Raw genomic sequence first — 17,441 nt, forward strand, 5'->3', positions numbered from 1 at the left:
CGGTTCACGAGTCACCCGGACCGGCGTCCTACGGCACGCTACGAGCGGCCAACCCGACCGCGTCCCGCTTTCCCCATACAAGTCGGCGGTTCACTGCGCCTGGACGACACCGAACGTGCACATCTGTTCGATCTGGCCAATCGGCGCCCCACCCAGCCCCGGCAGTCAACGCCCTCCCTGGCCGAGCGGGTCAGCCCAGCCGTCCATCAGCTGCTGACCACTCTGGATGCTGCCTACTGCCCCGCGTTCGTCCTTGGCCGGCGCACCGACGTGGTGGCCTCCAACTCGCTCTCTCGTGCGCTGATCGCCGACTTTGACGCCATGCCCGCGAACGAGCGCAACCAGAGCCGGTTCCTCTTCCTCGACCCTGCCGCTCGCGAGCTGTACGCGGACTGGCAGACCGTTGCCGCGGACACCGCCGCTATGCTGCGGATGGATGCCGGGCGCCATCCTGAGGACCCGCAGCTGGGCGAACTGGTCGGCGAACTCGCCGTCCGCAGCGAGCACTTCAGTGCATACTGGGCCGAGCGCAGGGTGCATGAGCGAACCGAGGGGACCAAGGACTACCACCATCCCGTCGTCGGTGACCTCACCGTCACCTATCAAGCGCTCGCCCTGCCCGGCGACAGCGACCAGACCCTGTTCATCTACAGCACCGAGCCGGGTTCCCCCTCCGAAACCGCCCTGAGACTCCTGGCCACCTGGTCGACTGAACCCCTCCCGGACCAGGTCCGTGGCGTTGCGCCCGATGAACCGACACCGCCTGACTCCTTGCGTTCGCCGTCTCCGAGTCCGGGACGACCGCGTGGGCGGAACTCTGATCCCAGATAGGAGGGTTTGGCCAAGGTCGTTCCGCGCGATCGCGAGGTGCACGGTGGGCTCACCGCCATGGTCTGCTCCGGAACCTCCGCCGGGCGCCTCGACTCCCGGGCCACCTCCACGGCCAGGCGATAGGTAAACGGTCATACCTGACATCACCGAGCCATGGTCACCCGCGTAGCACATGGCACCACAGTCGCGCGCGTCGAGCTTGGGCTGGACGGAGAAGGCCTGGTGGCGCTTCGTTAGGTTCTGCGCTGTCTGCGGCGGCTTCGCGGGTCGGGCAGGGGCTGTCCGCAGGTGGTGCAGGTGCCGGTCCAGCACTTCAGCAGGTCCTGGAGGAGATCGAGGGCCTGGTAGAGGGTCAGGCCGGTGTGTGGACTTTCGGGTCGAGCCGCCTGAGGGTGAGGAATGCCTGGGGGCGGTGACGAGGGTGACGTGGTGGCAGGCCCCGCAGGTAACACTCGCCCCATCGCCGCTGATCCCGCCGCGGCAACGACCCGAACACATCGGCAACGAACTCCGCCAACTCACCCCAGAGCCGTTCCACCTCCCCCAGCTTCACCCAGGAGGCTGCCCACAACCAGCAGGGATCACTCAACGTAACGAATCGCTACTAAGCGTCCACTGTCTTGTGCGCGGATACGGTTGCCGGTGAGCTGGTCATAGACCGACAGCGGCCGCCGCCCGACTCCCACGCGGATGGTCTCGTCCCGGTCAACATGGCCTGCGGTGGCCCGACCTGGCTGCCCGCGAACACCTCGCGACGCGGTGGTGATGCCACCGGAGACTGTCGATCGGAGCATGGCCTGGGCCTTCGCCGCCCGGATCTCGGGCCGGCTGACGCGAGCGGACCTCTGACGCGGGCGGGCAGAGAGAAGGGGTTTCCGTCGAACGCGGCCGGGCAATCTTTGCCGCCCGGGCCGCAGATGACGCCCGGCCATCAAGTGCCCAGCCGGCAACAGCGGTTTGAGGGCCACGTGATCCGGGCGGCCCGGACGTCGACGGCTTCCCGGCGCGTCTTGCGGATCTGGCCCCGCCACCTGGTGCTCGATCAGGACGGGGCTGCTCACTTCCTCCATGGCGTCTTGACGGCGCAGCCGCAAGGTCCGAGGCCGTTGCCCTCCACGCCGCCCCATGCTTCACACCAATGGGCAGTTGCCCAGTGGTCGCGCCTCCTGCCCAACCGCCGCCCAGCGTCGAGGCCACCACGTCATCGACAACTGCCGCCCACCCTCGACGCACCCGCCGTGCAGGCCATCTGGGACCGAGTCGAAGGCGTAAGCGCTGGTGAAAGCCCGCCGGCCCGACAGCAGCGCCACGCGGCGCAAGGATCTTCCGCCGGCCTGCCGTGCCGTGTGACCATCGCGTCGGCATCCTGGCCAGGACGGTCCCATGTCGAGTCGGGCCGCGCGGGCGGGACTCGTTCCAAGGGCCTGCGTTGTCAGGCCGGTGGCCAGTTCTGCAAAGCTGCGTCGACCACCTGTTGAAGGTCCTCACATGTCGCGCCGCCGGCTGCCTGTACGGCCACGCCGTTCGCGATCGTCATGACGTAGCGGGCGATCTTTTCCGGGTCGGCGCCAACGGGCAGGTCGCCCACCTGGACGGCCTGCCGGAACCGGTCGCGGAGCAGCGCCTGGCCGTGGGCACGCCACTTGGCCAGGGTGTCGCGGGCGACTCGTCCGGTCTCGCCGGCGGCCAGTGCGCCCTGGACACCGAGGCAGCCGGCGGGGAGTCCGGGCAGTGTGTTGGCGCGGGCCGAGCCGGCGAGGAAGGCCATGGCGACCTCGCGGGCGGTGGGCGCCTGCAGCGCCTCGGCGACGTAGGCACCGGGCCCTTCCGCGTAGCGCTGCAATGCCTTGCGGAACAGGTCCTCCTTGTTGCCGTAGGCCGCGTACAGGCTTTTGCGGGAGATGCCCATGGCCTCGGTCAGGTCGGTGAGGCTGGCACCTTCGTAACCCTGCGCCCAGAAGATCATCATCGCCTTCTCGAGCGCCGCCTCGGCGTCGAACGACCGCGGGCGGCCGATCTGTGACTTCTGCATGGCCACATCCTACAGGTTTGACACCGATCGGTGCTGAATTGATAGTCTCACATTCTGCACCGATCAGTGCAGAAGTTTGAGCAGTTCAGGGCCGCTCTTTGCGGCACAGGAGAAAAGAGGAACGCCATGACTCAGAGCGAGCTGCGCGACTGGTACATGCGCTACGCCGACGCGCTCAACGCCCACGAGTTCGACCGCATGGACGAGTTCATCAACGACGAGGTGATGCTCGGTGACTACTCCGGCACGCGCGATGACGTCGTCGCGGTCCTGAAGGGGATCGTCGACGCCGTCCCGGACATCCGCTGGGAGGTCGACGAGCTGCTGTTCGACCGGGACGGCATCGCCGTCCGCGCCATCAACACCGGCACCCCGGCGAAGGAGTGGCTCGGTGTCCCGCCCTCCGGCGCCTCGTTCAAGATCGTTGAGTACGCCATCTACAAGGTCCGTGACGGTCGATTCGTCCACATGACGAACCTGCACGACTCGGCCGAGATGCTCCGACAGCTGACCGCCTGACCGCCGAGAGGCTCTGGCTGATCCGCCGATCAGCCAGAGCCTCTTCGCGTGGTTGGTCGTCGCAGGCCGTCCTGGCCGCGGCTCGGCAACCGTGTCGGACCCGACGCCCTCCCTCGCCAACGCCACGGACCAGGCCCCCTGGCCCCTTCCGTCCCCGCCGGCGACAGGTGACAGGCAAGGCACGCCTCAGAGGGCGGAGGGTGAGGTGATGCCGCTTCGTCGTCGCCGGAACAGGGGGCGCCGCGTTGGGGCTGACTGCCGCGTCTGGCCGTGCCGGGTGCCGTGGTGGCGACCGCCGGTCCCGCGAGGCCGACTCATCCGACGAGCGTTGGGCTCTGATCGAGCCCGTGATCACCGTCTGGAAGACCCGCGGCGCGTTCCAGGAGGATTCCTGCGACGCCTTGCAGGAAGGTCGCGGAGACCAGCTTGGGGTCGAAGAGGCAGCCGGCTGCCATGGCGCCGTCCCTGAGCATGACGAGGTGCCGGGCGGCCGGCTCCGCGGGTGCGTCGCCGGTCTGTGCCAGCAGGTCCGTAACGGTGTTCAGGAACCATTGCCGGTGGGCCAGGACGAATTGGTGGACGGGGTGGGCCGGGTCGGGATATTCGGCTGTCGCGTTGAGGAAGGCACAGCCGCGGAAACCAGGGGCCAGGATGCTGTGGGTGATGGATTCGGCGACGGCCTGGACTTTGCCGACGGCTGACGGGCTGCTCGCCCTGGCAGCGGTGATCTGGCCGCGGATTCCTCGGTCGGCCTCGCTGAGGTAGACGAGGACGAGTTCTTCCTTGCCCGCGAAGTGCCGGTACAGCGTGGCCCGGGTCACCTTCGCTTCCACCGTGATCCGGTCGATGCCGACGGAATGGATTCCCTCCGCGTAGAAGATCCTGGCTGCCGTGTTGAGCAGCCGTGCTTGCGCTTCGGAGGCGCTGCCGCCTTCTGGGGTCGGGGTCATGCCAGCAGGCTAGCAAACTGTGAGATAGAACGTTCGGTCTTGACCGAGGTGTCGAGTGATCGCATGATGTGACCGAACGTTCTCCTTCGGCCGGGGCATGGCCTGTCGCGGGAATCTGCGGCTGGTTTGTCGATCCTGGCCGGCGGGGTGGCGGGCTCTCAGGGGTGGCGGGTTGTATCCGCCTCCGTGCTGGGCCCGGCCGTCCGGAGTGGGGGGCGGTGTCCGGGCCGGTGCCAGGCCGGATCCGGCCTGCCGCACCGTGCAGTCACAGTCGAGAAGTCTTCGTTGAATCGAAAGATCACATCATGCGTATCCGTGTTCGTGTTCCGCGTCGTGTCGCGCTTGCCGTCAGTGCCCTGACGCTGCTCGGTGTCACCACCGCTCCGGGTGTGGCGATGGCGACCGACGGAGGATCTTCTTCCGCATCCACTTCCCCGAAGCCGACCATCGTCCTCGTCCACGGAGCGTGGGCGGACTCCTCCAGCTGGTCGTCGGTGCTGGAGCGGCTGCGCGAGGACGGCTATCCCGTGCGCGCCATCGCCAATCCTCTGCAGGGGCTGACCAGTGACACGGCCTACGTCTCCAGTTACCTGTCCACGATCAAGGGTCCCGTGGTGCTGGTCGGCCACTCCTACGGTGGCGCGGTGATCACCAACTCCGCCGCCTCGGACCCCGATGTCAAGGCCCTGGTCTACATCGCCGGTTTCATCCCCGCGAAGGGGGAGACGGTGGGTGGTCTGGCCCAGATGTCGCCGGACCTTCCGCTGGTGCCGACTGTCGTCCCGGACGGGACGGAGGTGTCCATCGATCCGGACCACTTCCGGGAGGTCTTCGCCGGTGACGTCGACAAGACCACGGCCGCGGATCTGGCTGCGGTCCAGCGGCCCGCCAACATCAAGGCGGTCATGGACGCCAGCGCCCAGGAAGCGTTCCGTACCATCCCGTCCTGGGATCTGATCACCCGCCAGGACCACACGATCACTCCCGACGCCCAGCGCTTCATGGCCGAGCGGGCCGGCGCGCACACCGAGGAGGTCGACGCCTCCCACGCCGTGATGATCAGCCGACCGGGCACCGTCACACACATCATCGAAGAGGCCGCCCGCAGCACCCGATGACACACCCCCGCACGACCGCTCGCCGGCCGGGGCGGCCTCCGTCGACTTCGGCAGGGCCGTCCCACGGCGTCGGCAGGCAATGGCTGACGAAGCGACGCTGCTCACTACGTTTTTGCAGAATCCCTGAGATAGAGGTGTCCTGACTGTGACGACATACCAACAGCTCGGCCGTCTGACTGACGCTCTGCGGCGGTCCGTTCCTGTGGGGCAGGTGGTTTCCACCGGGCCGCAGTACGATGCCGGCCGGACCCTGTGGAACGGCGCCGTGTCGTCCCGCCCTGGCGTGATCGTGCGGTGCGCCGGTCCGGCCGAGGCCCAGGCTGCTGTGCTGGCCGCGCAGGAATACGGGGTACCTCTGACGGTGCGCGGCGGCGGCCACGACTGGGCCGGAAGGGCACTGAGTGACGGGGGCCTGACCATTGATCTCTCCGGTCTGCGCCGGGTGACGGCGGATCCGGAGACGAAGGTCGCCGAGGTGGCGGGAGGGGCCACGGCCGCCGATCTCGTCGCCGCGACGCAGCCCTTCGGTCTGACCGCGGCGACCGGCTCCGCCGGTTCCGTGGGCATGGCGGGCCTGACCCTCGGCGGCGGCTACGGGCCGCTCAGCGGCCGCTTCGGCCTGGCTGTGGACAACCTGTTGTCCGCGGAGGTGGTGCTGGCCGACGGATCGGTCGTCACGGCCGACGCCGAACGGGAGCCGGAGCTGTTCTGGGCCCTGCGTGGTGGCGGCGGAAACTTCGGTGTGGTCACCTCGATGCGGGTGCGCCTGCACGCCGTGCCGACGCTGCTGTCCGGCATGGTGCTGTTCGGGTGGGAGCAGGCCGGGACTGTACTGGCCGGGCTGGCGGACATCCTGAGCGAAAGCCCGGACGAACTGACCGTGCAGTCCGGTGTCCTGCCCGGCCCCGACGGCAAGCCCGTGGTGTTCCTCTCGCCCACCTGGAGCGGCGACGACCTCACGGTGGGAGAACGCGCGCTGGCTCGCCTGGACACCCTCGGCACACCCCTCGTCTCCCAGGTCGGCCCGACCACCGTGCCCGCGATGCTCGCGGGCATCGACGCGCAGTTCCCCTTCGGCCGACACGTCGAGATCCGCACGCGTTCCGTGTCGTCACTGACCTCGGGAGTGCGGGACATCCTGAGCCTCGCGGGCTCCACCCTGACCTCGCCCCACTCGGCTGTGTCCCTGCACAGCCTGCACGGAGCCGCGGCACGGGTACCCGTGACGGACACGGCGTTCGGCAACCGTGACCCGCACCTGATGATCGAGATCATCGCCCAGTGGGACCCCGACGACACCCACGCCGCGGAACACCGCACCTGGGCTGGCGACCTGGACGACGCCCTCGAACCCGAGGTACTGCCAGGCGGCTACCCCAACCTCCTGGGCCCGGACGAGGCCGCACAGATCGCGCACGCCTACGGCCCCAATACCGAGCGGCTACTGACAGCCAAACACCGATACGACCCCTACAGCGTCTTCCACGCGACCCCTCTGCCGGACCCGTCCCGAAACCGGCGAACAGCCCGTTGACGCAGACGGCCTACGCACTGCGCATATCGAAAACCGAGGCAAACCATTGAATCTGCGAAACAACATGACACGCTTCGCCGTGATCACCGGCTTTCTGGGAGCCACAACCGTACTGGCCGTTCCTCAGGCCATGGCCACGGGCGCCCCTGCGAACGCCGAAACCGTCAGCGGCACGGTCGGGACGGCCAAGTCGCCCAGTAGGCTCGGTCCTCTGACGGACCTTGTCATAGAGCGTATCCGCGTGAGTGATGACGTGGCGGCGTCCAAGTTCGGTACCGGCTCGCCGATCGAAGACTCGGTGCGCGAGGCACAGGTACTGGAGCAGGTCCGCAACCAGGCCGAGGCTGCCGGGGTGAACCCGGACACGGCGGTGGCATTTTTCCAGGACCAGATCACCGCGAGCAAGATCGTGCAGAAGGGCCTGTTCGCTCGCTGGACCGCTCACCCGGAGGAAGCGCCCACGACGCGCCCCGACCTCGGTCCGATTCGCGAGCAGCTCGACCAACTGACCACGGCCCTGCTCCAAGAGCTCAAGGACACGGAGGAATTGCGCGAGAGGCCCATCGCCTGCATGGTGCAGCTGGCCCTGGCCACCGGGTCGGGAGCAGTGCGGGAACGGCTGGACACACTCCATCGCGAGGCGCTCAGGACGGCCACACAGTCGGTGTGCCGCTCCAGCGAGCCGACCGGACGACGCTGACTCGCGAGCGTCGTCGTCCTTGCGGGCGTGAGAGCTGCTCGAGCCCTCCCCGTTCCCGGGCAACCGCTCTCACAGAGCGGTTGCCAGCCGGCGGTGCCCCGTTCTCTGCCCGGCAGCGTCGTTGACAGGCGTTCGCAGCAAGGTCCGCTGCGGGTGAATGCCGTGATCACGCTGTCTTGGGCGCGCGGTCGCAACCCGCGCCCGCGTTCCCGGGGATCTGTGGCGACCGACAGGTCACAGCCGACCGTGTCCGGGGCCTGCCGACAACAGCGCAGCGAGGTGACCGACGCACTGTACGTCGGTCACCTCGCCGCACCCGGGCGGCGGGTGCTCGGCGGTGTGTGGGTCCGCGGCGGCACCCGCCACGTGCGCGGTAGCAGGCCAATGGACGGCCACACCGCCGAACGCGCCCGAGCGGCGCGAGGCAAGGCATACGCAATGTGACAAGGCATACGCAATGTGACTGGACCCAGTGGCTTCCGGGCCGAAGATCCCAGGGGGACGAATACATGAACTCCACATCACCAGAGGGCCGGGGTACACCTGTCGGGAGGCGCATTTTCCTCGGCACGCTCGGGCTGGGTGCGCTCGGCTTCATCGCCGCTCCCGGTCTGCAGCGTGGCACGGAAGCGTTGCTCGGCGGCACGGCCGGACTGGATCCCACCGGGCTAACGGGGCTGCTCCCGAACGGCGGGGGATTCCGCTACTACTCGGTCACCTCGTCCGTTCCGCACAAGGACGCCGAAACCTACCGGCTCACCGTCGACGGTCTGGTCGACCGTCCGGCGTCCTACACCTTGGCCAATCTCAGGGCGCTGCCCCAAACACGTATGGTGCGCGACGTGCAGTGCGTCACCGGGTGGCGTGTCCCGGGCACCCCCTTCGAAGGGGTACGCCTGTCCCGGCTGCTGGACGCCGCGGGGGTACGCTCCTCGGCCGGCGCGGTGCGCTTCACCTGCTTCGACGGCACGTACACGGAGAGCCTCACCCTGGAGCAGGCGCGCCGCGCGGACGTCCTGGTCGCCCTGCGGATGCAGGACAAGGACATCGGCCACTCCCACGGCGGCCCCGTGCGCCTCTACGTGGCGCCCATGTACTTCTACAAGTCCGCCAAGTGGCTCTCCGGCATCACGGTCACGGAGGACGTGGAACCGGGCTTCTGGGAGGAACGCGGCTACGACGTCGACGCCTGGGTGGGCCGATCGAACGGACGGGACGATGAGCCGACGACCTGAACCTCCCCGGTCCGCCACGCGCCTGCGGCGGTTCAGCGCGGCCGAGCGCTGGGCCCACCGCACGACGGCCGTGCTGATGGGTGTGTGCGTGCTCACCGCGGCCTTCCTGTATCTGCCCGCATTCGCCGAACTCGTCGGCCGCCGTGCCCTCATGGTCACCGTGCACCAGTGGTCGGGAGTCGCCCTGCCCGTCCCGGTCCTGGCCGCGCTCGGCTCGCGCGCCCTGCGCGCCGACCTGGGCCTGCTGAACCGCTTCGGCCCGCATGACCGCCGGTGGCTGCGCGCGGTCCTGCGCCGGGACAAGCGGCCGGCGTCCCGTCCGTCGCACAAGTTCAACGCCGGGCAGAAGCTCTACGCCGCCTGGGCCGCCGGTGCCACGCTCGTCATGCTCGGTACCGGGCTGATGATGTGGTTCACCCACCTCACCCCGCCGGCCTGGCGCACGAGCGCCACGTTCGTGCACGACTGGCTGGCCCTGACCCTCGGTGTCGTTCTCGCCGGCCACATCGGCATGGCCATGGGCGATCCCGAGGCCCGCCGGGGCATGCGTACCGGCTCGGTCGCACGGGAGTGGGCCGAGCGGGAGCACCCACTCTGGCGGCCCTGACGAAAGCCACCACGCTGAACATCATTTCCGACAGGACCGGTTGGCAGACAGGTCCGGCTGTGGAACACGGCCAGGGCCGCGGGCCGTTCCGATGGCAGACCGGGAGTCCGGACCGGACGAAGCGGCCAGTCAGGCGGAGCGGGCCTGCAGGATTCCCTCGACGCCCTGCAGGAAGGTCTCGCAGACCAGCTCAGGGTCGGACAGGCAGCCGGAGGCCATGGCACCGTCCCGCAGCATGACGAGATGCCGGCCGGCGGGTCCGGCGGGTGAGTGGCTGGTCTGTGCCAGCAACCCCGTGACCGTCTCCAGGAACCACTGCCGGTGGGCCAGCACGGCACGGTGGACCGGGTGGTCCGGGTCGGGGTATTCCGCCGCCGCGTTGAGGAAGGCGCATCCGCGGAACCCCGGGGACCGGATACCCGCGGCGATGGCCCGGCACACGGCCCGGACCTTGTCGTCCGCCGACTCTTCGCCTGCCTGAGCGGCCTCGGCCTGCGCCCGGAGGCCCCGGTCGGCCTGGTCGAGGTATGCGAGGACGAGTTCTTCCTTGCCCGTGAAATGCCGGTACAGCGTGGCACGGGTAACCTGCGCCTCCGCGACAATCCGGTCGACGCCGACGGAATGGATCCCCTCCGCGTAGAAAATCCTGGTTGCCGTGCTGAGCAGCCGCGATCGCGCTTCCGACGTGCCGCTTTCTCTTGTCCTCTGACTCATGCACTCAGGTTAGCGAATAGCTGGAGAGAACGATCGGTCTTACCTGTCATCGCGGTGCCCGGACTGATCCAGCTTTCCGCGGCCCGCACCGATCGGGAAGGCCGGGCGGCATGCGCTTCGGACAGTCGGCTTTCGGATTCGCTGCGCATCTGGCCATCGTAGTAGATAGAACGTTCGGTCTTGACAAGTTGCGACACCCTTGCAAGGCTGCCGGGTAGAACGTTCGCTCTCGCCGAAGTTGGTGTCCCGTAGCTCGCCGTATTCGGCAGTGGCCCGGGCGATCACATCGGTTCGGGAGATGTGCAGCTGGCCTGATCGAGAAGGTCGACTGCAGGAAGCCCTGACCTTCTTCCTCCTTCGCATATCCACCGAAAGGATCAACGTGACCACCATTGCTGCACCGTCCCGTACCGCCGGGACGGCCTCTGCCCTGCGGCGGCTCTACTTCGTCCGGTTCGCGTTTGCCATCGTCTGGGCCCTCGTGATGTTCACGATGGCCTCGAAGATCAGCCCGGTCGCGGCCGTGCTGCTGGTGCTGTACCCGCTCTTCGACGTGGGTGCGGCCGTCGTCGACGCGAACGCGTCGCGCACCACTCAATCGCCGGTGCTGCTCTACGTGAACATGGCCGTCAGCCTTGTCGCAGCCATCGGCGTGGGCGTCGCCTCTGCCTCCGGCATTCCCGCGGTCCTGCGTGTGTGGGGAGCCTGGGCGATCGTGTCCGGCCTGGTCCAGCTGATCGTGGCTGTCCCTCGCCGCAAGATGGGCGGCCAGTGGCCGATGATCCTCAGCGGCGGCATCTCCATCCTGGCCGGAGCTTCGTTCGTCGCGTCGGCCGGCGCGGACAAGCCCATGCTCACCAGCGCGATCGGCTACGCCATCCCGGGCGGCATCTTCTTCCTCATCTCAGCCCTGCGCCTGGGCCGCGCCGCCAAGGAAAACTGACATGGACAACCACACGTACGACGTCATCGTGATCGGCGCGGGTCCGGTCGGGGAAAACGTCGCCGACCGGGTGGTGCAGGGCGGGCTCAGCGCTGCCATCGTCGAGCGGGAACTGGTCGGTGGTGAGTGCTCCTACTGGGCCTGCATGCCGACCAAGGCATTGCTGCGGAGCGCGGCTGCGCTTCGGGCAGCCGGACAGGTTCCGGGATCGCGTGAGGCGGTGACCGGCGACCTGGACGTCACGGCCGTGTTCCGCCGGCGGGACACTCTTGCCTCGCACTGGAAGGACGACGGGCAAGCATCTTGGCTCGACTCGGCGGGGATCACGCTGTACCGGGGCCAGGGACGGATCAGTTCCGACCGGGTCGTCGAGGTCACCGATGAGGCTGGTGCCGCCACGTCCCTGACCGCGCGGCACGCGGTCGTGATCGCGACGGGCACCGCCGCGCTCCTGCCGGACATCCCCGGTCTGCGCGAGGCGAAACCGTGGCGCAGCCGGGAAGCGGCCGCCACGGGTACGGTTCCCGGCCGGCTCGCCGTCATCGGCGGTGGCGTCGTGGCGTCGGAGATGGCGACGGCGTTCGCCGCCCTGGGGTCGTCGGTGACGATGCTGGCCCGCGACGGGGTCCTTCCGCTTGCGGAGCCGTTCGCGGGTGAACGGGTCACAGAGTCGCTGCGGAAGGCCGGTGTCTCGATGCTGCTCGGTGCGGAGGCCGGGGCCGTGAAGCGTGACGGCGACGGTACGGTGCACATCACGCTCACCACAGGCGGGGACATCGAGGCCGACGAGGTCCTCGTCGCGATAGGCCGCACGCCGAACACCCAGGACATCGGCCTCGATACCGTCGGCCTGACACCGGGCACGTGGCTCATGGTGGATGACACGCTGCGCGTGGTCGGAGACGACGGGGCACCGACGGCCGGCGGAGCGCTGTACGCCGCCGGTGACGTCAACCGGCGTGTGCTGCTGACCCATCAGGGCAAGTACCAGGCCCGTGCCGTGGGCGACGTCATCGTGGCGCGCGCCAAGGGCGAAGCCGCCGATGACAGCCCGTGGGGCCGCCACGTGGCCACAGCCGACGAGCGCGCGGTACCTCAAGTGGTCTTCACCGAACCGGAGATCGCATCGGTGGGACTGACCGCGGCCGCGGCCGAGGCCGCCGGGCTCCGGATCCGCGTCGTCGACTACGACCTGGGCGCGGTCGCGGGGGCGGCTCTGCACGCCGACGGATACCAGGGGCACGCCCGCATGGTCGTCGACGAGGACCGCAAGGTGATCGTCGGCTTCACTCTCGTCGGTCCCGATGTCGCGGAACTGCTGCACGCCGCGACGATCGCGGTCGTGGGTGAGGTCCCCCTCGACCGGCTGTGGCACGCGGTTCCGGCGTTTCCCACCGTCAGCGAGGTGTGGCTGCGACTGCTGGAGAAGTACGGCCACTGACTGCCCAGACGCCCTCTCGTCCCGACGCGACCGCGTCGGGACGAGAGGGCGTCAGAGAAGGCAGGGGAGACGTCCACGATCGTTCGCGGCCGGGCCGGACCGGCCCTTGGAAATCGGAACGTTGAGCGCTTCCGGAGCGCGGCCTCGGGCTCGCCGTACGACTACAAGACCTCCAAGGCCGCCCTCTTGCTCCTCACCGAGTACCAGAGGCCAGCCGCGCTGCGCCGCATCGGTCGCAGCCGACTGGAAACGTGGCTGAAGAACCGGAAAGTTCGCAACAGCAGAGCGGTCGCCACCGCGGCGGTCGAGGCGGCACAGGCCCAGCACACCGTTGTCCCCAGTGAGCGGATCGCGGCGGTGATGACAGCGAAACTCGCGAAGGAGGTGATGGCTCTCGACCAGGAGATCGCTGAGACGGACGCCCTGATCGAGGATCGGTTCGGCGAGCACAAGCACGCGGAAGTGATCGCCAGCATGCCCGGCATTGGCACTCTGCTGGGCGCCGAGTTCATCGCCCACACCGGTGGCGACATGACCGCCTTCACCAGCCCCGACCGGCTCGCGGGCGTCGCGGGTCTGGCACCCGTTCCCAAGGACTCCGGACGCATCAGCGGCAACCTCAGACGGCCCCGTCGCTACAACCGGCGACTGCTGCGGGTCTTCTACCTCTCGGCTCAGATCGCGGCTCAGCACTGCCCGACGTCCAAGGCGTTCTACGCACGCAAGAAGGCTGAGGGGAAGACCCACAAGCAGGCGGTCCTCGCCCTGGCACGGCGACGCCTCAACGTGCTGTGGGCGCTCATACGCGACAACCGGACCTTCGAACTCACCCCACCCCAGAGCGGTTCCGCAGCGGCATGACCCGCTCACCGAGGGCCACCGGGCCAGCTTGACAACATGATTGGGAATCACAGTCGGGTGCGGTCATCGTGCTGATCTCCTTCGAGCCTTCGACACCTCGAAGATCAGCCGGTGGCCGTTCGTCTATGCGGGCCTCATCCCGACGCCGGAGCAAACCCCCGGATCAGGTCGAACCCGTACACCGTCTCCATGGACGCAACCTTGGGTGAGCCCGGCGAGGGAGAAGCAACGGCTGAGTACGGGCTGAGCTCCCGTGCGAAGCAACCGACAGCGAAAGTCGCTTCAGGGGATTGGGCATGCTCGGTGAGCGCGGGTGGCATTGCGGAGTCAACAGCGACGTGTTGAGGGCCCGGCGGCCTTCGGCTGCCGGGCCCTGATGATCTGTGAGTGCGGCTGTCACGCATGCGTTGGAGTGGCCGAAGTGCCTGTTGATCTACGCCGCAGCGCGCTGCGCCTGTGCCAGGGAGAGTGCTCCGACTATCTCGTCGACCAGCAGCCCTATGACGGGGAGCGCTGGAACGCGGCGGTCGCAGCCGGCAGGGAGCGAAGCCGATCCGCCACAGCCGCCCAACCGGCGGCCCATACGACGTGACCGGCCCCGTCCCGTCACGATAGTCCCAGGTCATCGCAACTGCCAGAACTCCTCGCGGGCGAGCTCGCGAGGCGCGGGCGGCACAGGCCGGAACGACGTCGTCAAGTATCAGCGGACCGCTTCGGGGACCGCGCAGCCAGCAAGACGCCCGGCCTGTCCCGCCACCGCGAGCGCGCACAACAGCCAGCAGCACGACTGCGACTACATGAGTAAGCGCCGCGCGGGAACACCGTCCGCACCACATGATCCACCCATAGCGAAGATCAATATCCCGTCCTTCCGGGCGGGCCGAGCCGTCATGCCCGCAGGGTCCTTGACAAGCACCCGAGAACAGCTGGCTCCAGGTCCTGACCGAGATCAAGAACCGGGGCGTCGAGGATGTGTGCATGGTCGTCTGCGACGGGATCAAGGGCCTGCCCGACTCCATCTCGGCGGTCTGGCCCCAGGCGGTCACCCAGACCTGAGTCGTCCACTTGATCCGGGCGTCGTTCCGCTACGCGGGCCGCCAGGACTGGGACAAGATCTCCCGCGCGCTCAAGCCTGTCTGCACGGCTCCGACCACGAGCGCGGCGGAAGACCGGTTCCTTGAGTTCCAGGAGGAGTGGGGCACCAAGTATCCGGCGATCGTGCGGCTTTGGGAGAACGCCTGCGCCGAGTTCGTGCCCTTCCTCCAGTTCGACACCGAGATCCGCCGCGTCGTCTGCACCACCAATGCGATCGAGTCGGTCAACGCTCGTATACGAAAAGCCGTCCGGGCCCGCGGGCACTTCCCGAACGAGGCCGCAGCCCTCAAATGCGTCTACATGGCCGTCATGAGCCTGGACCCCACCGGCCAGGGACACAAACGCTGGACCATGCGCTGGAAGCCCGCCCTGCAGGCTTTCGACATCGCCTTCGACGGCCGACTCTCCGTCGGCCGCCGCTAACTCACACCACCCGAGTTACACCGTTGGCTGTTGGCTGGACAGACCCGTACTCGGCAGCGGCCCGAGGCCGTCGCACGTCGTCAACCTCGGCACTGCGGGAGCCTTGCGCCCGGGCTGGACTGGTACCCACCTCATCGGCACGGTCATGCAATATGACCTGGACAGCGACACCTTGCTCACCCTGACCGGGGAGACCTACGGCGCGCCCCTGACAGTGGGCGACCCGGACGGCCCCACCCTGGCCACCGGGGACTCCTTCATCGACGATGAAGCTGCCCGCGCTCGCCTGGCGGCGCACGCACCCTTGGTCGACATGGAGGGCTACGCCCTGGCGACGGCTGCGCACCTGGCCGGTGTATCTCTGCGCATCGTCAAGCACGTCAGCGACGACGCCGGCGAGCAGCCGCCAAGACCTGGCGGGAATCCGTCGCATAGTGCACCTACGCCCTCGCGGACTGGGCAGCCCACAATGTCCCCACCTACGCCTGAACCGCTCCTTCTCCCCGCCCGGGCAGGCGGGTTTTCTGTCAGTTCCCGACCACGGATCGGATGTGAGTGCCGGCGATCGACCGATCAGCCAGCAGGTGCCGTGCAGGACGACATGGAAGCCAGTGCCGTCGAAGGAGCCGGCGGAGCAGCATCGCGCCCGCGGCACCAATGTCGTGATGGTCGAACACGAGGGACAGACCCACGGAGGCGAACAGACAAACGGCGTCGCCGGCGCCGTAGCTTTCCTGGACTGGCGTTTCTCGGAACGCCACCACGGCGGCCCGTCCGAGTGACGCCATGAGGTGGCCCCCGGTAGCGCGTCAGTTTGACGGTGCATGTCCACGTTGTCGCAAGGACCAGCACCAGCACCGTCAAACTCTCGGGCCGCCGCCCGTCCGCCCTCCACGATGGCGTGGGCGGACGGGATGCGGTGAGGCCGCGGTCAGTGAGTGGGCAGTTCGAACCCGAGAGTGGTGAGGGCCTCCTCCGCGGCCTGCTGATCCTGCTCGGCGCTGCCACCGGAGATCCCGAGGCCCCCGATGCATCGACCGTTGTCGATGATCGGGTAGCCGCCGCCCACTGCCATCACACGCGGGTGGCCGGCCAGTGGCGCGGTTCGCGGGTTGGCTACGAGGTCGTTCCACACGTGGGTGGAGGTGTGGAACGACGCCGCGGTCCATGCCTTGTCGACGGCGACCTCGGCGGTGAGGAAGGGCGCGTCGTCAGCGCGGTCGAATACCTTCAGATGCCCTCCCTGGTCGGTGACGGCGACGGCTGCCGTGAAGCCGATGCGGGCGGCGGCGAGGTGCACCTCGGAGATGAGTGCGCGGGCGGCGGCCTGGGTCACCGATGAGGCGAGAGCGGCCCTTTCCGGCGTATCGGTGCTCATTGGAAATTCCTTCATGGCTGTACGGGTGGCGTGGCGATGGTCGAAGTTGCGTGAGCGCGGGATCAGCGCAACTGGGAGGCGGAGGTGGGGGTCACGCGTGTGACGACCGTTTTGTCGGTGACCATCAGGGCGGCGGCGGCCGGGCCGATCTCGCTCTTCCAACGGTCGTGCTCGTAGACGGCCGCATACAGGGCGGATTCAAGTAGTCGTCGCAACACCTTGATCGCGGAGGTGCTGCATGGGAAGACCACCGGGCTGGATGACGACGGTGACGGGGCGTCCGGCAATGCGTTCGCCGGGGCGGCGTCCGGTCCGTAGGGATGTGGAGCGGGCGTTCTGGGTGAAAATCGCCGAGGGGCTGGCCAGCGAGGACGCGGCGATCACGTGCGGCGTATCCCCGGTGGTGGGGTCCCGGTGGTTCCGTGAGCGTGGCGGCATGCCGTCGCTCCAGCTCAGCCCCCTCTCGGGCAGATACCTGTCTTTCGCGGAACGCGAGGAGATCGCGCTGCTCAACGCCCAGGGCGAAGGCGTGCGCGAGATCGCACGCCGGCTGGGCAGAGATCCCTCGACCATCTCGCGGGAGCTCCGGCGCAACGCGGCCACCCGCGGCGGCCGGCTCAGCTACCGCGCCTCGATCGCGCAGTGGAAGGCGGAGCTGATGGCACGGCGTCCGAAGACGCCGAAGCTGGCAGCCAACGAGCGGCTGCGTGAGTATGTGCAGGACCGGCTCGCCGGGGAGGTGCGGCGTCCGGACGGGATGCAGGTCACCGGGCCGCAGACGCCGCGGTGGAAGGGGCGCAACAAGCCCCGCCGCCAGGACCGGCGGTGGGCGACGGCGTGGAGTCCGGAGCAGATCGCGGGCCGGCTCAGGGATGACTTCCCCGATGATGAGTCCATGCGTATCTCGCACGAGGCGATCTACCAAGCCCTCTATGTCCAGGGGCGCGGGGCGCTCAAGCGCGAGCTGGTCGCCTGCCTGCGCACCGGGCGCGCGCTGCGGGTTCCCTGCGCCCGCTCCCGACAACGGGCGAGTGGGCACGTCACACCCGAGGTGATGATC

At 68.5% G+C, this 17,441-nt stretch carries 18 protein-coding genes and 2 pseudogenes; 15 read left to right on the forward strand and 5 right to left on the reverse strand.

The genetic code is table 11. The features are described from left to right. A partial coding sequence (locus ACFU8W_RS49865; RefSeq protein WP_384052488.1) for a hypothetical protein occupies window positions 1-831 on the forward strand: 831 nt, incomplete at its 5' end. A 1,432-nt stretch (window positions 832-2,263) separates the two neighbouring features. Here the strand turns inward: ACFU8W_RS49865 and ACFU8W_RS49870 are convergent. Continuing rightward, on the reverse strand, window positions 2,264-2,863 hold the full coding sequence (locus ACFU8W_RS49870) for a TetR/AcrR family transcriptional regulator (RefSeq protein ID WP_384052489.1): 600 nt from the start codon (window positions 2,861-2,863) through the stop codon (window positions 2,264-2,266). A gap of 126 nt (window positions 2,864-2,989) precedes the next feature. On the opposite strand from ACFU8W_RS49870, the gene ACFU8W_RS49875 reads away from it, so the two are divergent. After that, on the forward strand, window positions 2,990-3,382 hold the full coding sequence (locus ACFU8W_RS49875; RefSeq protein ID WP_345519826.1) for an ester cyclase: 393 nt from the start codon (window positions 2,990-2,992) through the stop codon (window positions 3,380-3,382). Window positions 3,383-3,696: 314 nt separating this feature from the next. On the opposite strand, the gene ACFU8W_RS49880 is transcribed toward ACFU8W_RS49875, so the two are convergent. Next, a complete protein-coding gene (locus ACFU8W_RS49880) occupies window positions 3,697-4,332 on the reverse strand; it encodes a TetR/AcrR family transcriptional regulator (RefSeq protein WP_384052490.1) in 636 nt (211 codons plus the stop codon). Between the two features lie 305 nt (window positions 4,333-4,637). Here ACFU8W_RS49880 and ACFU8W_RS49885 point away from each other — a divergent pair, with 305 nt between their 5' ends. From ACFU8W_RS49885 to ACFU8W_RS49910, 6 genes are all read left to right on the forward strand, one after another. Beyond that, window positions 4,638-5,450, forward strand: a complete 813-nt coding sequence (locus ACFU8W_RS49885) for an alpha/beta hydrolase (RefSeq protein ID WP_384052491.1) — start codon at window positions 4,638-4,640, stop codon at window positions 5,448-5,450. Between the two features lie 265 nt (window positions 5,451-5,715). Continuing rightward, window positions 5,716-6,984, forward strand: a complete 1,269-nt coding sequence (locus ACFU8W_RS49890) for an FAD-binding oxidoreductase (protein ID WP_384052492.1) — start codon at window positions 5,716-5,718, stop codon at window positions 6,982-6,984. A gap of 130 nt (window positions 6,985-7,114) precedes the next feature. Then, complete coding sequence (locus ACFU8W_RS49895; RefSeq protein WP_345520051.1) at window positions 7,115-7,684, forward strand: chorismate mutase; 570 nt, start codon at window positions 7,115-7,117, stop codon at window positions 7,682-7,684. 279 nt (window positions 7,685-7,963) lie between these two features. Then, complete coding sequence (locus ACFU8W_RS49900) at window positions 7,964-8,128, forward strand: hypothetical protein (RefSeq protein WP_384052493.1); 165 nt, start codon at window positions 7,964-7,966, stop codon at window positions 8,126-8,128. A gap of 65 nt (window positions 8,129-8,193) precedes the next feature. Then, window positions 8,194-8,919 carry a molybdopterin-dependent oxidoreductase gene (locus ACFU8W_RS49905; protein WP_345519836.1) on the forward strand — a complete coding sequence of 242 codons (726 nt, stop codon included), beginning with the start codon at window positions 8,194-8,196 and terminating at the stop codon, window positions 8,917-8,919. After that, window positions 8,903-9,526, forward strand: a complete 624-nt coding sequence (locus ACFU8W_RS49910; protein WP_384052494.1) for a cytochrome b/b6 domain-containing protein — start codon at window positions 8,903-8,905, stop codon at window positions 9,524-9,526. The genes ACFU8W_RS49905 and ACFU8W_RS49910 overlap by 17 nt, the downstream gene beginning before the upstream one ends. A gap of 129 nt (window positions 9,527-9,655) precedes the next feature. Here the strand turns inward: ACFU8W_RS49910 and ACFU8W_RS49915 are convergent, their stop codons facing one another. After that, window positions 9,656-10,240, reverse strand: a complete 585-nt coding sequence (locus ACFU8W_RS49915) for a TetR/AcrR family transcriptional regulator (RefSeq protein WP_384052495.1) — start codon at window positions 10,238-10,240, stop codon at window positions 9,656-9,658. A gap of 382 nt (window positions 10,241-10,622) precedes the next feature. Here ACFU8W_RS49915 and ACFU8W_RS49920 point away from each other — a divergent pair, with 382 nt between their 5' ends. The 6 genes and pseudogenes from ACFU8W_RS49920 to ACFU8W_RS49945 all read left to right on the forward strand — a co-directional run bounded on the left by ACFU8W_RS49920 (window position 10,623) and on the right by ACFU8W_RS49945 (window position 15,785). Next, window positions 10,623-11,183, forward strand: coding sequence for a DUF308 domain-containing protein (locus tag ACFU8W_RS49920; protein WP_345520052.1), 561 nt, complete (start codon window positions 10,623-10,625; stop codon window positions 11,181-11,183). 1 nt (window position 11,184) lies between these two features. After that, window positions 11,185-12,624, forward strand: coding sequence for a dihydrolipoyl dehydrogenase family protein (locus ACFU8W_RS49925; RefSeq protein WP_384052496.1), 1,440 nt, complete (start codon window positions 11,185-11,187; stop codon window positions 12,622-12,624). A gap of 186 nt (window positions 12,625-12,810) precedes the next feature. Beyond that, on the forward strand, window positions 12,811-13,485 hold the full coding sequence (locus tag ACFU8W_RS49930) for a transposase (RefSeq protein ID WP_384052497.1): 675 nt from the start codon (window positions 12,811-12,813) through the stop codon (window positions 13,483-13,485). A 927-nt stretch (window positions 13,486-14,412) separates the two neighbouring features. Beyond that, a pseudogene (locus ACFU8W_RS49935) lies at window positions 14,413-15,003 on the forward strand (transposase); the annotation flags it as partial. A 103-nt stretch (window positions 15,004-15,106) separates the two neighbouring features. Beyond that, window positions 15,107-15,346 (forward strand): annotated as a pseudogene (locus ACFU8W_RS49940) (nucleoside phosphorylase); the annotation flags it as partial. A gap of 268 nt (window positions 15,347-15,614) precedes the next feature. Further along, window positions 15,615-15,785, forward strand: coding sequence for a hypothetical protein (locus ACFU8W_RS49945; protein ID WP_384052500.1), 171 nt, complete (start codon window positions 15,615-15,617; stop codon window positions 15,783-15,785). A 149-nt stretch (window positions 15,786-15,934) separates the two neighbouring features. On the opposite strand, the gene ACFU8W_RS49950 is transcribed toward ACFU8W_RS49945, so the two are convergent. Both ACFU8W_RS49950 and ACFU8W_RS49955 read right to left on the reverse strand, forming a co-directional pair. Further along, complete coding sequence (locus ACFU8W_RS49950) at window positions 15,935-16,381, reverse strand: heme-binding protein (protein ID WP_345519846.1); 447 nt, start codon at window positions 16,379-16,381, stop codon at window positions 15,935-15,937. A 62-nt stretch (window positions 16,382-16,443) separates the two neighbouring features. Continuing rightward, a complete protein-coding gene (locus ACFU8W_RS49955) occupies window positions 16,444-16,596 on the reverse strand; it encodes a hypothetical protein (RefSeq protein ID WP_384052498.1) in 153 nt (50 codons plus the stop codon). A gap of 44 nt (window positions 16,597-16,640) precedes the next feature. On the opposite strand from ACFU8W_RS49955, the gene ACFU8W_RS49960 reads away from it, so the two are divergent. Next, on the forward strand, window positions 16,641-17,441 hold an 801-nt coding region (locus tag ACFU8W_RS49960), incomplete at its 3' end, for a transposase (RefSeq protein WP_384052499.1).

Source organism: Streptomyces sp. NPDC057565 (genome assembly GCF_042801455.1).
In the GTDB taxonomy this organism is placed as follows: Bacteria; Actinomycetota; Actinomycetes; order Streptomycetales; family Streptomycetaceae; genus Streptomyces; species Streptomyces yanii.